The sequence below is a fragment of the Lentzea kentuckyensis genome, from assembly GCF_002150765.1.
Classification (GTDB): Bacteria; Actinomycetota; Actinomycetes; order Mycobacteriales; family Pseudonocardiaceae; genus Lentzea; species Lentzea kentuckyensis.
This window is the reverse complement of sequence record NZ_MUYM01000037.1, coordinates 1-13,702: the sequence shown is the minus strand read 5'-3', so window position 1 is coordinate 13,702 and position 13,702 is coordinate 1. Positions and strand designations below refer to the sequence as shown.

The following is a 13,702-nucleotide window of genomic DNA, read 5'->3' as shown; positions in this document are numbered from 1 at the left end:
TGTCATGCCTCGCCCGGAAAAACCGCTAGACCCGTTTGCCGGGCCCGTCGAACAGTTCGCGTTCGACCTGCGCAAGCTCCGCGAGAAGGCCGGCTCTCCCGGCTACCGGGAGCTCGGCCGGCTCAGCCACTACTCCGCCAGCACCCTCGCCGACGCCGCCCGCGGTCAGCGGCTGCCCAGCCTCGCCGTGGCGCTCGCGTTCGTCCGGGCCTGCGGCGGCGACGAGGAGACGTGGGAACGACGCTGGCGCGACATCGGCGAGCAGGAGACCGAGGAACCCGCCTCCGACTCCCCCTACGTCGGCCTCCAGGCGTTCACCGAACAGGACGCCGACCGCTTCTTCGGACGCGAGCGGCTCGTCGGCAAGCTGCTGGGCAAGCTGGAACACCACGACACCGTGCTGGTCATCGGCGCGTCCGGGTCAGGCAAGTCCTCGCTGCTACGGGCCGGGCTGCTCGCCCGCAGCGACGGCGAGCTGATCACCCCGAGCACCCACCCCGCACTCCCCCGGACCGAGAAGCTGCTGGTCGTCGACCAGTTCGAGGAGATCTTCTCGCTGCCCCACCGCGAAGCGTTCATCGCCGCGCTCACCCAGCGCGGCCACCAGACCGTCATCGGCATGCGCGCCGACTTCTACGGCCACTGCGCCCGCTACCCCGACCTCGTCCGCGCCGTCGAGGACGCCCAGGTCCTGGTCGGCCCCATGAGCACGGAGGAACTGCGCAAGGCCATCACCCAGCCCGCCGTCGAGGTCGGCTGCGCCCTCGAGACAGGACTCGTCGCCCGGCTGATCGCCGACGCCACCGGCGAACCCGGCGTCCTCCCCCACGTCAGCCACGCACTGCTCGAAACGTGGCAACGCAAGCGCGGCAACACCCTCACGCTCACCAGCTACCACGAGAGCGGCGGCATCGCCCGTGCCATCGCCAACACCGCCGAGCACGCCTACACCAGCCTGGACGAACAGCAGCGCACCCAAGCGCGCCAGGTGTTCCTCCGGCTCGTCACCCCCGGCGACGGCACCGAGGACACCAAACGCCGCGTCAAGCGCACCGAACTCGCCGCGGACGAGGTCGTCGAACACCTCGCCGCCGCGCGCATCCTCACCGTCGACGACGACAGCGTCGAGATCAGCCACGAAGCCGTCATCCGCAGCTGGCCCCGCCTCAAGGACTGGCTCGCCGAGGCACGCGACGACCTGCGCGTGCACCGCCGGCTCACCGCCGCGGCCGCCGACTGGGAGGCGCACGACCGCGACCCCGGCTCGCTCTACCGGGGCGTGCCGCTCACCAGGGCCACCGACTGGGCCGACCGCGAACCTGGCGCGCTCAACGCCGAGGAGAAGGCGTTCCTCGACGCCAGCAAGGCCGCCGCCGAACACGACGTGGCCGTAAGCAAACGCCGCACCACCACCCTGCGCCGCGTCGTCGCGCTGCTGGCGGTCCTACTGCTCGTGGCCACCACCGCCACCGTGTTCGCCGTACGAGCGCAACGGCAGGCCACCGAACAACAGACCTCCGCCCTCGCGCAGAAAGCCATCGCCGAGGCCAACCTGCTGCAGAACCAGGACCCCGGCCTCGCCTCCCAGCTGCGCCTGGCCGCCTACCGCCTCACCGGCCTGCCCGCCACCCGCGACGCGCTGCTCAGCACCTTCGCGGCACCCCCGGTCACCCTGGTCAACGGCCACACCGATGCGACCTCGTATGCGACGTTCCGCCCGGACGGCAAGGTCATGGCCACCGTCGGCGACGACAAGGCGCTGATCTTCTGGGACCTCACCGACCCCCACCACCCCGCCGAGCTCAGCCGCATCCACGCCGGCGACGACGCCACCCACCACATGACGTTCAGCGCGGACGGCACCCTGCTGGTCACCGCGAACTGGGACGGGTTCATCCGCCTCGTCGACCTCCGCGACCCGCGCCACCCCGTCGAGAAGGCACGGGCCAGCGGCCACGACGGTCAGGTGCAGGCCGTCGTGCTCACCAAGGACGCCCGCACGCTCATCAGCGCCGGCAAGGACCGCACGATCCGCTTCTGGGACCTCAGCGGCAACCGCCCTGCTCTGGTCCGCACCATCCAGGCCCACACCGACCTCGTGCACGGCCTCGCGCTCAACGCGGCGAACACCATCGTCGGCACCGCGTCCTGGGACGGCACCGTCAAGCTCTGGGACCTCGCCACCGGCGACAACCTCAGCACCATCGATCCCAGCAACGGCGACTTCGCCAACGACTCGGTCGCCTTCTCCCCCGACGGCACCACCATGGCCACCGGCGCCGACAACGGCGAACTCCGGCTGTGGAACATCGCCGACCCGCGCAACCCCAGCATGATCAGCGCCAACACCGAGCACGTCTTCTCCATCCACACCCTCGCCTTCTCCCCCGACGGACGGTTCCTCGCCTCCGGTGGCGGTGACAAGAGCACCCGGCTGTGGGACCTGCGCGATCCCAAGAACCTCCGGGTCGCCGCCGCGCTGTCCGGCCACACCGACACCCTGTGGTCGCTCGCGTTCAGCTCCGACAGCCGCTACCTCGTCTCCACCAGCACCGACACGGCCGTCCGGCTGATCGACCTGGCCGACCTCGCCTACCCCCGCCACACCTGGACGGTGTGGGAACTCGCCTACGACCCGCGCGGCAAGTTCTTCGCGACGGTCTCCACCGACGGCCACATCAAGCTGTGGCGGCCCCGGGACGGCCATCCCGAAGAGATCGGCGACCTCCCGCTGCCGCCCGGCACGGAGGCGACGGCGGTCGCGTTGCACCCTCAGCGCGACGTGCTCTTCTCGTCCACCCTCGCCGGCAGCGCGCTGTGGGACACCACCGACCCCGCGACGCCCCGCCGGATCGCCGACGTGCCCACCGGCACCACCGGGTGGATCGCCACCGCCAGGTTCAGCCACGACGGCAAACTGCTCGCCTTCGCGGAGAGCACCGGCGTGATCCAGCTCTGGAACGTCACGAACCCGGCCTTCCCCACCCGCGTCGGCCAGTTCTCCGTTCCCGCCATCGCCAACGTGGTCTCCGTGCAGCAGATGGAGTTCACCGAGGACGACCGGACGCTCGCCATCGCGGCCGGCAACCGCGAGCTCCAGTTGTGGGACGTGCGCGACCCTGCCCGGCCCCGCGCCTACCCCGGCATTCTCACCGATGACGACGAACGTCCCATCCAGCGCGGCGGCCAGGCCGGACGGGACGTCGCCATGAGCGTCGCCATCCACGGCACCGTCATGGCGTTCGCGAACACGGACAGCACAGCCACGCTCTGGGACCTGGCCGACCCCGCCAAGCCCCGCAAGCTCGGCACCGTGCCGAACAGCGGCCCGCCGCTGCAGCGCGTGAACTTCTCCCCCGACGGCAAGCTGCTCGTGACGGGCACCACGGACGACCTCGTGCGCGTCTGGGACATCAGCGACCCCGCCAAGCCGTCGGAGCGCGCCGTGTTGCGCGGGCACACCGACCGCCTGTGGGGTGTCGCCTTCGCCCCTGACGGTCACACCCTCGTGTCGACCGGCACGGACCGCACTGTCCGCGTCTGGGACATCGACGTCGAATCGACCGCCGCCCGCGTCTGCGCCACTACGACGGCGCACCTGTCCACTCGTCAGTGGGAGCACTACTTCCCCGGTGTCGAACCGAGGCCACTCTGCTGAACAACATCCTCACCCCCTGGTTTCACCGCATTTGTAGTGCGAAAACGTTGTGAGGTGTCGACGTCGGGGCGCCGTACAACAACGTCCAGGCAACTGCGGGCGAGACCGGCGGAGAGATGACTCTTCAGTCAACACTGAAGAAATAAAATGCACCGAACTGGTTGCAGATGTGATCAGATTCGTTGTCATGGAGCTCGTGCCGCACGAAGTCGGGGTCGCGCACAGCGCACTGCCGCACGACGAAACGTCCGCCAGAGCCCTGCTCGCCGAAGCCGCGGCGCAGGGCCTGCACACAGTGGTCGTCACCGCCCAGGAGGGCGACGAACGCGCTATAGCCGTGCTGCGCGAACTGCGCGCGGAATGGCACACGGAGGGCGGTCGGATCACCGCCCAGCTCGACACCGACGCCCAGGGCCAGCTCGCGCACCTGTGGGGCCTGTCGGCCGAGGAACGCGCCGCGTGGCTCGCGGCGTTCCCCCGCCACGACGACCCGAACTGGTGGATGCACCGGCTGCTGGTGCTCAACCACCACCCGGAGTGGGCGCCGCTGAAGGACTGGCTGGTCGACGAGCACGTGCGGCTCTTCGGCCGGCCACCGGGAAGACGCCGGTCCAGCGCGGCCGGTCGCTGAAATCCTCTGACAGCACCGTCGGATCGGGTCGCCCCGATCCGACGGTGGCAGCTATGCCTTGGCGGCGACCTCGCGGATCAGGTTCGCCAGCTCTGCCGGGCGTTCCAGCGGGAGCATGTGCCCGGCGTCGGCCAGCACGACCGAGGTGCCGCCGAACTTCACCGCATCGGTCTCCGGCACCAGCCGGTCCTCGTCGCCGACGACGGCGACCACGGCCTTCTCCTTGGCGACGGTGAGCCCCGCCTCCCGGTCGTAGCGGTCCACCGCGGGCCGGAACAGCGCGACCGTCTCCGGCCAGTGCCCCCACACCATGTCCGCGGTCAGCTCCACGTCCTCGTCGGCGGGCTGGTCGCCGAACAGCCACCACCGCAGCCCGGCGGTCTTCGTGGGCTCGATCTTCTCCCGCACCGCCCGCACGATCGGCCCGAACGCCCGTTCCAGCTCCCGCACGAGCTTGCCGACCGCCTTGGGCCACGCGAGCGACGTCTCGCTCATCCCGCTCGCCGCCGTGGACACGAACACGTTGCCCAGCACCCGCTGCCGGAACAGCCGCGGCCGGCGCTCCGCCATCGCCAGCGCCGCCATGCCGCCCATGGAGTGCCCGACGACCACGACCTGCCCCTGCGGCACGGCGCGCTCGATCAGCTCCCCCAGGTCCTCACCGAGCTGCTCGATCGTCGCGGTCTCCTTGGTCGCCACCGCCGACCTGCCGTGCCCGCGGTGGTCGTAGGAGACGACCTGGAAGTCGGCCGAGAGCTGCTCCACGACCTTGTGCCAGCTGCGGTGGTCGAGCGCGTAGCCGTGCGCCAGCACGACCGTCACCGGCGCCTCGGGGTCGCCGGCACGCACCACGTTGAGCTCGGTCCCGTCCTCCAGCCGCACCATGAGTTCCCTTTCGCCGTGTCGTCTGTTCGTCCTAACGAGACAACACGGGTTCGGTTATCAAGCGCGGCCAAGCACCACATCGGGTGGCATCTGTCCACCAACGACGCCCGGCACCCCGCGGAACCGGTACGCCGAGGCCTGCCCACCCGGCTGGATGATCCAGGCCTCCCCCGGCTCCGCCTCGGCCAGCACGGACTCCAGCGCGTCGGCGATGTCCCCCGGTGTCAGCAACGGGAACGCGACCGCGTCGAACTCCTCCTTGACGGCCCCGAGCAACAGCGTGTCCACGAACCCCGGGCACAGCGCGGCCACCACGATCCCGTCCGCGGCCAGCGCCTGCCCTGCCGCCCGCGCGTACCCGACCACCGCGTGCTTGGTCAGCGTGTACAGCGGATCGGACGACATCGCGGTCAGCCCGGCCAGCGAGGCGGTGATCACGATCTTGCCACCGCCCTGCCGCCGCAACGCCGGCACCGCGGCGCACACGCCGTAGACCACGTGGTCGACGTTGACCCCGACCAGCTTCCGGTACCGCTCGACGTCCAGGGCGCCGTCGACCCCGGCCTGACCGCCGCCGATCCCGGCGTTCAGGTGCACGACGTCGAGGCGCCCCAGCTCCTTCTCCACCTGCGCGACCACGTCCGGCATCGTCGCGGGGTCGCGCACGTCCCCGACCACCGCGATCCCGCCGACCGAAGAGGCGATGCGCTGTGCCCCGGCGGCGTTCAGGTCGAGCACCGCGACGGACGCGCCGAGCTTGGCGAGCCGCCGCACCGCCGCGGCGCCGATACCTCCCGCGCCGCCCGTCACCAACGCCACCCGCCCGGTCAAGTCCACAGTGGACACAGCGTACTCCTCAGCTGTTGCGCAGGAAACGGTCCAGAACGCGTACGCCGAACTTGAGCGCGTCCACCGGCACGCGCTCGTCCACGCCGTGGAAGAGACCCGAGAAGTCGAGGTCCGCGGGCAGCTTCAACGGCGCGAAGCCGAAGTTGCGGATGCCGAGCTGCTGGAACGACTTGGCGTCGGTGCCGCCGGACAGCATGTACGGCAGCACGCGGGCACCGGGGTCCTCGGCGATGATCGACGCGGTCATCGCGTCCACGAGCGCGCCGTCGAACGTCGTCTCGACCGGCGGCAGCCCGATCCACTCGCGTTCGACGTCCGGGCCGAGCAGCTCGGCCAGCTCGCGGTCGAACGCCTCCTCGCGGCCCGGCAGGATCCGGCAGTCGACCGTGGCCTCCGCGACGGACGGGATGACGTTCGCCTTGTAGCCCGCGGACAACATGGTCGGGTTCGCCGTGTCCCGCAGCGTCGCGCCGATCATCCGCGACAGCGCGCCGAGCTTGCCGATCGAGCCCTCGAGGTCGTCCTCGGGGAAGTCGAGACCGGTGATCTCGGTGACGCCGTCCAGGAACTCCCGCACCGACGGCCGCACGATCAACGGCCACTTGTGCTGGTCCAGCCTCGTGACCGCGGCGGCGAGCTTCGCGACCGCGTTGTCGCGGTGGATCATGCTGCCGTGCCCGGCGGTGCCCTTGACCCGCAGCTTGAGCCAGCGGATGCCCTTCTCGGCGGTCTCCACGAGGTAGGCGCGGACGTCGTCCTTCAGCGTGATCGAGAACCCGCCGACCTCGCTGATCGCCTCGGTGACGCCCTCGAACAGCTCGGGCCGGTTCTCCACCAGCCACTTCGCGCCGTACAGGCCGCCGGCCTCCTCGTCGGCGAGGAACGCGAAGACGATGTCGCGCGGAGGCACGATGTTGTTGCGCTTGAAGTGCCGCGCCAGGGCCAGCGTCATGCCGACCATGTCCTTCATGTCGACCGCGCCGCGGCCCCACACGTAACCGTCCTGCACCGCACCGGAGAACGGGTGCACGGACCACTCGGACGCGTCCGCGGGCACGACGTCGAGGTGACCGTGCACCAGCAACGCACCGCGTGAGGGGTCCGAACCGGCCAACCGCGCGATGACGTTGCCACGGCCTTTGGCGCCCGACTCGACGTACGTGGTCTCGTAGCCGACCTCGGACAGCTTCTCGGCCACCCACTCGGCGGCCTCGCGCTCCCCCACGACCGTCGCGGGATCACCCGTGTTGGTGGTGTCGATCCTGATCAGCTCGCTGACCAGGGTGACTGCCTCTTCTTCCGCCAGCGCCAGTGCGTTGTCCGTTGTGCTCACCCCGTCTTCCTACCATCAGTCAGAACACCGACCAGCCCGTGAGAGTGGTGAAACGGTCCAGCGCGTCGACGCCCGCGACCGAGTTGCCTCGTGCGTCCAATGCTGGACTCCACACGCAGATCGCGCACTTCCCGGGAACCACCGCGACGATCCCGCCACCCACACCGCTCTTGCCGGGCAGGCCCACCCGGTAGGCGAACTGGCCGGCGGCGTCGTAGGTGCCGCAGGTGAGCATCACGGCGTTGACCCGCTTGGCGCCGCTCACGCCCAACAACCGTGTGCCGTCGTTGCGAACACCGTGCCGTGCGAGGAACAACGCCGAACGAGCAAGATCAGCACAGCTCATCGCGATCGAGCACTGGCGGACGTACTCGTGCAGCACGACGTCGACGGAGTTGCGCATGTTGCCGTACGAGCCCATGAAGTGCGCGAGAGCGCGGTTGCGGTCGGAGTGGTCCAGCTCGGACTTGGCGACCTCGGGATCCACGTCGACGCCCGCGTTGCCGCTCTCCTGCCGCAGGAAGCCGAGCAGCCGGTCCGCGGCGCCGCGGCCGAGGTGGTCGGTGACGACGAGCGCGCCGGCGTTGATGAACGGGTTGCGCGGGATGCCCTGCTCGGTCTCCAGCTGGACCAGCGAGTTGAACGGCGAGCCGGACGGTTCACGGCCCACGCGCGTCCACACGTCGTCGTTCTCGGCGAGGGCCAGAGCGAGCATGAACGCCTTGGAGATGCTCTGGATCGAGAACGGCGTGCGGTAGTCCCCCGCGCCGAAGACCTCGCCGTCCAGTGTGGCGACGGCGAGGCCGAAGGCGTGCGGGTCGATCCGGGCGAGCGCGGGGATGTAGTCAGCGACCACACCGCTCGGCGTCACCTCGGCGGCAATGCGGTCCACCAGTTGCTGGAGCTGCATGCCGCCATCCCATCACGGGAGGAGGTCAGGCCACCGGGAAGGAGTAGAACTGGGTGTTCTGACCCGCGTTGACCGTGCACGGGACGGTGATCGTGCCGAGCCAGGTCGGGTCACCGTTCGCGTACCGCGGCGTGAGCTTGAGCTCCGCGTTGCCGAGCGAGATCGTCGCCGTGCCGGCGTTGGTGAGCGTCATCGCCGGGAACGTACCCGTGGCGGTCACCTGGAACGTGCCGCTGGACGGCACCGGCGTGTTCGGGATGGTCGACACCGACGTGAGCGTCTGGGTGTCGCCCCCGTTGGCCACGGGCACGTTGCTGGTCATCGTGCCGTCGACCGACTTCGCGCCGATCCAGGCCAGCGTGCTCGTGGCGCTCTCCGACACCGTGCTCGTCACCGTGGTGTTCGACACCGCGGTGGGCACGCCGACCGCGGCCGAGTCGGGCAGGTCCGCGGAGCTGACCGTGGTCGGCATGGACTGGTTGCCGATGAGGGTGAAGTTGCAGGTGTAGGTGATGTTCAGCGAGGCGGTCGCCGCCAAGCTGGGGCCGGCCATCGCCACAGTCAGCGCTCCGGTGGCCAGAACGCAGGCAGCGGCGCGTGCGAAAAGTCCGGTCTTCATCTGCAGGGACCTCCTGAGTACGACTTTGAACTCAAGGAAAGCGGTGTTGCTTTACTCGCCAGTAAACTAACCACCTCGCATTCCGCAGTGCAAGAAAAAACACAGTTTTGTCACTCACGTACGAATTGACCCGGCGTGGTTTATCAGTCGCGCTGCAACAAATAGTGCCCGCGCAGCGCGAGCTCGAGCGTGAACCGCTCCTCGGCGTCGTGCATTCGGTCGCCGAACAGTTCCTCCAATTGGTTCACGCGGTAGCGCACCGTCTGCGGATGCACCTGCAGCCGCGCGGCGACCTCGGGCGCGCCACCCCGCGCCGACAGCCACACCAGCAACGTCTCGCCGAGCTTCGTGCGTTGCAGGTCGGTCAGCGGAGCCAACGGCGCCAGCGCCCGTTCAGCCAGCTGCCGGGCCAGGAACTCGTCCGCGAGCACGGTCAGTTCGACGAGATGGTCGGCGGCGTCGAGCACCGGCCGGTCCGGCAGCACGCCCTCGCGAGCCAGCGCCAGCACCCGGCGAGCGCAGGCCAGCGACCTGTCCGCCTCCGCGGGCACCACCGGTGGCCCCACCGCGCCACGCCAGCCGGGCAACGCCCTGCGCAGCCACCGCGAGACCGCGGCCGGATTCGGCACCAGCAGGTACGGCGTGGCGTCCTCGAAGTTCACCAGCACCTCGGCCGGCAGGTCGTCCGCCGGCGCGGCGGACGGCTCAAGCGCCACCGCCGAGAGCCGGTCCGGCAGCGGCCAGGCCGCCGCCTGCGCCGCGTCCAGCACCGCCTGCCAGTTGCCGGCCGGGTCGCCGACCAGCAGCTCCATCAGCTTGCGCCGCTTGCGTTCGAGCGTGCCCGCCGCACTGGCCTGCGCGGCCGCGTAGCCCTCGACCGACAGGCTCACCAGCTCGTCGACGTGGGCGATCATGGCCTCGCCCAGCACCGACATCTGGTGTAGCGGCAGTTCCCGGCGCTCCGCGAACGCGCACACGTGCCGCCAGGCGATCCGCGCCCCGATCCGGTACGCCGCCTGCAGGCTGTCCAGGCTGCGGCCGGACTTGAACTCCCACGCGCCGAGCTTGCGGTGGATGTCGTCGTGGGGATCGCGTTCGGCATCCGGAGCCGCGATCATGTCGACGAACTTCACCAGCGCCTGTCGAATGCCGTCGACCACGTTCTCGCGGAATTGGCTGTATTCGGGAATCGATTTCTCGATCGCCTCGAAAATACTCACCGCGACCGGCGCCACTTCCGTTCGGAGCAACGGTGCCAGTTCCGGCGGGACCGATCTGCGCGGATCGTCCAGCTGAGTCACGCTGGGGAGTGTAGGAGCAAAACGAAACGCGGTCGTTCAGCCAACTGGACCAAATGGTTCACAGGAAGAACAGCCGACTGACCGCATCGCTTGCCACCATGAACCCGACGATCCCGAAAATCCACCCGGTCGCGCCGGCGCCCTTCTCCGCGAACCACGTGCTGATCCGGTTGAGCACCGGCTCGATCCGGTCGCGCAACGCCAGCCGCCCGCCCAGCAGCAGCACCGCCGGCACGATCATGACCAGGCAGTACCCGGCGAGCAGCAACCCGATCTGGGCCGGTGCGAGGTCGGCGGCGCTCATCATCGCGATCGCGCCCAGGTACGGCAGCATCGTCGCGAGCTCGACCGCCCCCGCGAGCACCGCGACACCGGCCAGCGCCGGCGTGGATCCGTTGATCCGGTTCTGCCACTTCCCCGTGTCGAGCTTCTTCTTGCTGTCGAACCGAAAACTGAGGGCGAACAGGAGCACGCCGATCACCAGCTGGATCCAGAGCGCGATCTTGCCGTCGAGGTGATCGACCACCTGCGAGGCGCCGAGCACGATCACCACGCCGACCGCGAAGTAGAAGACCGTGATCGCGCCGAGGTAGACGCCGAACCTGGACAGCCGCAGCCGTCCGGGCGTGAGCATCAGCCAGATCGGGATGAACAACGTCCCGATGCTCGTCGAGTCCAGCAGCGCCAAACCCGCCAGCGCGGCCACCAGTCCCAGTGTCACCCGATCCCCTGTCGACGTGGGCCGCGGACCGGACGGTCTCCCCACCGTTCCAGCCCGATCCGTTTTAGTACAGTCGTGATATTACGTTCTCGATGTCACGACCGCAACGCGACCGCGACGAAGGCGCCATGACATCCGTCATGGGTTTCTGGTGTGTGGCGACACTGTCCTCGAGCGGTGTTCGCCGAGATCGTGGGCTCATGACAGTGATCGAGGTGCGCGGGCTGACTCGCCGGTACAGCGGGGGTTTCGAAGCCGTACGGGGCGTCTCATTCGAGGTGGAGCGGGGCGAGATGTTCGCCTTGCTGGGCACGAACGGCGCGGGAAAGACCTCCACCGTCGAAGTGGTGGAGGGGCTTTCACGTCCGGCGGCGGGCTCAGTGTCGGTGCTGGGCCACGATCCGTTCGGGGAGCGCTCTCTCGTGCGGCCGCGGATCGGCGTGATGCTGCAGGAAGGCGGTTTCCCGCCTGACCTGACCGTGACCGAGGCCACCAGGATGTGGGCGGGGACGCTGACTTCCCCTCGTCCGGTCGAGGAGGCGTTGTCCCTCGTTGACCTGGCACATCGGGCGTCCGTGCGGGTCAAGCAGTTGTCGGGCGGCGAGCGGAGGCGGCTGGACCTCGCGCTGGCGTTGCTGGGCAAGCCCGAGGTGTTGTTCCTCGACGAGCCGACGACCGGACTCGATCCGGAAAGCCGGCGCAACACGTGGGAACTGATTCGCGCTCTGCTGCGCGAGGGTGTGACCGTGCTGCTGACCACGCACTATCTGGAGGAGGCACAGGCGTTGGCCGACCGGCTCGCGATCATGCACCGAGGCCGGATCGTCGCACAGGGCACCGTGTCCGACGTGGTGGACGCGTATCCGTCTCGCATTTCGTTCTTCGCGCCTCGTGATGTCGCACTGCCCGTGGTGGCTGATGTCGACACGGCTGGGCGGGTGACCGTGCGGACCAACGATCTGCAGGACACGCTGCACGAGCTTCTTGTGTGGGCTCACACCAATTCGGTGGAACTGTCCGGTTTGGACGCTCGTTCGGCGTCACTGGAGGAGGCGTTCCTGGCGATCGCGGAGGAGGCTGCCTGATGTGTAAGTCAAGCGGTGGCGCGTGGCGTTCGGGCTTGGTAGGGCTCTTGGTTGCGCAGGATGGCGTGCAGGACGTTGACGCGTCGTCGTGCCAGGGCGATGACGGCCTGGTGGTGGGTTTTACCCTCGCGTCGTTTGCGGTCGTAGTAGGTCTTGCTGGTCGGGTCTCGTTTCAGGGCGCAGAAAGCGGCTTGGTAGAAGACACGTTTGAGACCGCGGTCTCCGCCGGTGGAGCGTTGCAGGTAGCGGGTCTTGCCGGACTGCTGAAGAACGGGCGCGACCCCGGCGGCCGACGCGAGTTGATCAGGTGTGGCGAACCTGCTGATGTCGCCTGCCACGGCGAGGAACTCGCTGGTCAGGGTGACCCCCATGCCCGGCAGGCTCTGGATGAGGGCCGCGTCAGGGTGGCGGGAGAGCCGGTCGGCGATCTGGGTGTCGACTGTGGCGAGCTTGTCGCGCAGCCCGAGCAGTTCGGTGGCGAGGTCTTTGACCAGCCAGGCGGCGACGTCCTGTCCCGGGACCGCGATCTGCTGCCGCCGGGCCGCCTCGACCGCTCGCGTGGCCAGCCGCTCGACCAGGCGCCCGTTGTGCCGCCCGGTGCCGGCGAGATAGACGCTCAGGCGCCGGTGCCCGGCCCGGCGGATCTCCGCCGGGGTGACGTAGCGCGCCAGCAGCGCCAGATCCAGCTTGTTGCGCGGGGTGACGACGCGCTCCAGTTCAGGATGGACAGAACAGAGCAGGTCACGCAGCCGCGCGATGCGGGTGGTCTGGTACTCGGTGAGCTCGCGACGGCGGCCGACCAGCAGCGCGAGCTCGGCGTCGTCGTCGCTGACCGGCGTCACCACGCGCAGGTCGTCGCGGGCGCGCACGAGGTCGGCGATCACACGGGCGTCACGCGGATCGCTCTTGTGCTCACCGCCACGGGTGGCTCGCCGGTTGACCTTGACCGCCAGACCCGGCACATGTACGAGCCGCACGCCCGCGGCCTGCACCAGGCACTCCAGCAGCCGGGCGATCCCACCCAGGATGTCGATCCCGGCCACCGCCGGGCCGTGCACGGCCTGCAACTCGGTGATCTCCTCGATCAGCGCGCCGATGCCGTCGGGGGTGTTGTCCACCTTGCGCGACAACACCGTCCGCGCCTTGCCGGTCCGTGGATCGGGCACCGTGGCGACGGCCCAGTGCACCTCTTTCGCGATGTCGATACCGATGATCAGCGTGTCCACATCCGTCCTCCTGCCCAGTCGCCGCAGCAGCTCCCTCCCGCCGGCGTCGCCCTACACAGCGATGGATCGCAGAGCCTGATCAGCGGTCAAGAAGGAGCGGCAGGACGAGCGGCCAAGCCTCCTGAGACATCAACCGACAGCCAGCATGAAAGCCATACCCGTCCTGCCCGCAACGGGTTCGGGACCACCACTTTCGAACCCGCTATGGAAGGTAGGGCGGCATGAGGGCCGTGGCTGTGGGACAGGCCGAGCTGACGTTGTTCTGGCGCAACAAGACCGCGCTGTTCAACTCGCTGGCGCTGCCGTTGCTGCTCGCGCCGGCGCTGATGGCGGCCGCGAACGCCGAGGGCAAGCCGCTGATCGTCGGCCTGATCGGGTTCGTGCTGGTGATGGCGGTGTACTACAACCTCGTCACCACGTTCGTCGCGCGGCGCGAAGAGCTTGTTCTGAAACGACTTCGCGTCGGCGAGCTGACCGATCCGGA

Annotated in this window: 12 protein-coding genes; 4 read left to right on the top strand and 8 right to left on the bottom strand. The window is 69.3% G+C overall.

Annotated elements, in window-relative coordinates:
- Nucleotides 1-4: 4 nt before the first annotated feature.
- Nucleotides 5-3,658: an nSTAND1 domain-containing NTPase gene (locus B0F77_RS19145; RefSeq protein ID WP_086664291.1), complete on the top strand. Its 3,654-nt coding sequence runs from the start codon at nucleotides 5-7 to the stop codon at nucleotides 3,656-3,658.
- Nucleotides 3,659-3,845: 187 nt separating this feature from the next.
- The gene (locus B0F77_RS19140; RefSeq protein ID WP_086664290.1) at nucleotides 3,846-4,289 is read left to right on the top strand and encodes a hypothetical protein; all 444 of its coding nucleotides are present in this window, start codon (nucleotides 3,846-3,848) and stop codon (nucleotides 4,287-4,289) included.
- A 51-nt stretch (nucleotides 4,290-4,340) separates the two neighbouring features.
- Here the strand turns inward: B0F77_RS19140 and B0F77_RS19135 are convergent, their stop codons facing one another.
- The 7 genes from B0F77_RS19135 to B0F77_RS19105 form a co-directional block, all read right to left on the bottom strand.
- Nucleotides 4,341-5,174 carry an alpha/beta fold hydrolase gene (locus B0F77_RS19135; RefSeq protein WP_086664289.1) on the bottom strand — a complete coding sequence of 278 codons (834 nt, stop codon included), beginning with the start codon at nucleotides 5,172-5,174 and terminating at the stop codon, nucleotides 4,341-4,343.
- Between the two features lie 57 nt (nucleotides 5,175-5,231).
- Nucleotides 5,232-6,020: an SDR family oxidoreductase gene (locus B0F77_RS19130; protein ID WP_086664288.1), complete on the bottom strand. Its 789-nt coding sequence runs from the start codon at nucleotides 6,018-6,020 to the stop codon at nucleotides 5,232-5,234.
- Nucleotides 6,021-6,030: 10 nt separating this feature from the next.
- Complete coding sequence (locus tag B0F77_RS19125) at nucleotides 6,031-7,356, bottom strand: M20/M25/M40 family metallo-hydrolase (protein ID WP_245848394.1); 1,326 nt, start codon at nucleotides 7,354-7,356, stop codon at nucleotides 6,031-6,033.
- Nucleotides 7,357-7,375: 19 nt separating this feature from the next.
- On the bottom strand, nucleotides 7,376-8,266 hold the full coding sequence (locus tag B0F77_RS19120) for a glutaminase (protein WP_086664287.1): 891 nt from the start codon (nucleotides 8,264-8,266) through the stop codon (nucleotides 7,376-7,378).
- 25 nt (nucleotides 8,267-8,291) lie between these two features.
- Nucleotides 8,292-8,885, bottom strand: coding sequence for a DUF6801 domain-containing protein (locus B0F77_RS19115; RefSeq protein ID WP_086664286.1), 594 nt, complete (start codon nucleotides 8,883-8,885; stop codon nucleotides 8,292-8,294).
- Nucleotides 8,886-9,028: 143 nt separating this feature from the next.
- Nucleotides 9,029-10,186, bottom strand: coding sequence for a PucR family transcriptional regulator (locus B0F77_RS50565; protein ID WP_086664285.1), 1,158 nt, complete (start codon nucleotides 10,184-10,186; stop codon nucleotides 9,029-9,031).
- Nucleotides 10,187-10,244: 58 nt separating this feature from the next.
- Nucleotides 10,245-10,907 (bottom strand): GAP family protein, encoded by a 663-nt coding sequence (locus B0F77_RS19105; RefSeq protein ID WP_086664284.1) that lies wholly within the window; start codon nucleotides 10,905-10,907, stop codon nucleotides 10,245-10,247.
- A 200-nt stretch (nucleotides 10,908-11,107) separates the two neighbouring features.
- Here B0F77_RS19105 and B0F77_RS19100 point away from each other — a divergent pair, with 200 nt between their 5' ends.
- Entirely contained in the window at nucleotides 11,108-11,992 is an 885-nt protein-coding gene (locus tag B0F77_RS19100; protein ID WP_086664283.1) for an ABC transporter ATP-binding protein, read from the top strand.
- A gap of 8 nt (nucleotides 11,993-12,000) precedes the next feature.
- Here B0F77_RS19100 and B0F77_RS19095 read toward each other — a convergent pair whose 3' ends face one another.
- On the bottom strand, nucleotides 12,001-13,218 hold the full coding sequence (locus B0F77_RS19095) for an IS110 family RNA-guided transposase (protein ID WP_211293871.1): 1,218 nt from the start codon (nucleotides 13,216-13,218) through the stop codon (nucleotides 12,001-12,003).
- A gap of 221 nt (nucleotides 13,219-13,439) precedes the next feature.
- Here B0F77_RS19095 and B0F77_RS19090 point away from each other — a divergent pair.
- Nucleotides 13,440-13,702: hypothetical protein (locus B0F77_RS19090; RefSeq protein WP_425435676.1), on the top strand; the 263-nt coding region annotated here is incomplete at its 3' end.

Excerpts from the sequence above, each read along its gene's own strand:
- B0F77_RS19145 (WP_086664291.1), top strand. The coding sequence starts at position 5 with ATGCCTCGCCCGGAAAAACCGCTAGACCCGTTTGCCGGGCCCGTCGAA.
- B0F77_RS19140 (WP_086664290.1), top strand. The coding sequence starts at position 3,846 with ATGGAGCTCGTGCCGCACGAAGTCGGGGTCGCGCACAGCGCACTGCCG.
- B0F77_RS19135 (WP_086664289.1), bottom strand. The coding sequence starts at position 5,174 with ATGGTGCGGCTGGAGGACGGGACCGAGCTCAACGTGGTGCGTGCCGGC.
- B0F77_RS19120 (WP_086664287.1), bottom strand. The coding sequence starts at position 8,266 with ATGCAGCTCCAGCAACTGGTGGACCGCATTGCCGCCGAGGTGACGCCG.
- B0F77_RS19115 (WP_086664286.1), bottom strand. The coding sequence starts at position 8,885 with ATGAAGACCGGACTTTTCGCACGCGCCGCTGCCTGCGTTCTGGCCACC.
- B0F77_RS19100 (WP_086664283.1), top strand. The coding sequence starts at position 11,108 with ATGACAGTGATCGAGGTGCGCGGGCTGACTCGCCGGTACAGCGGGGGT.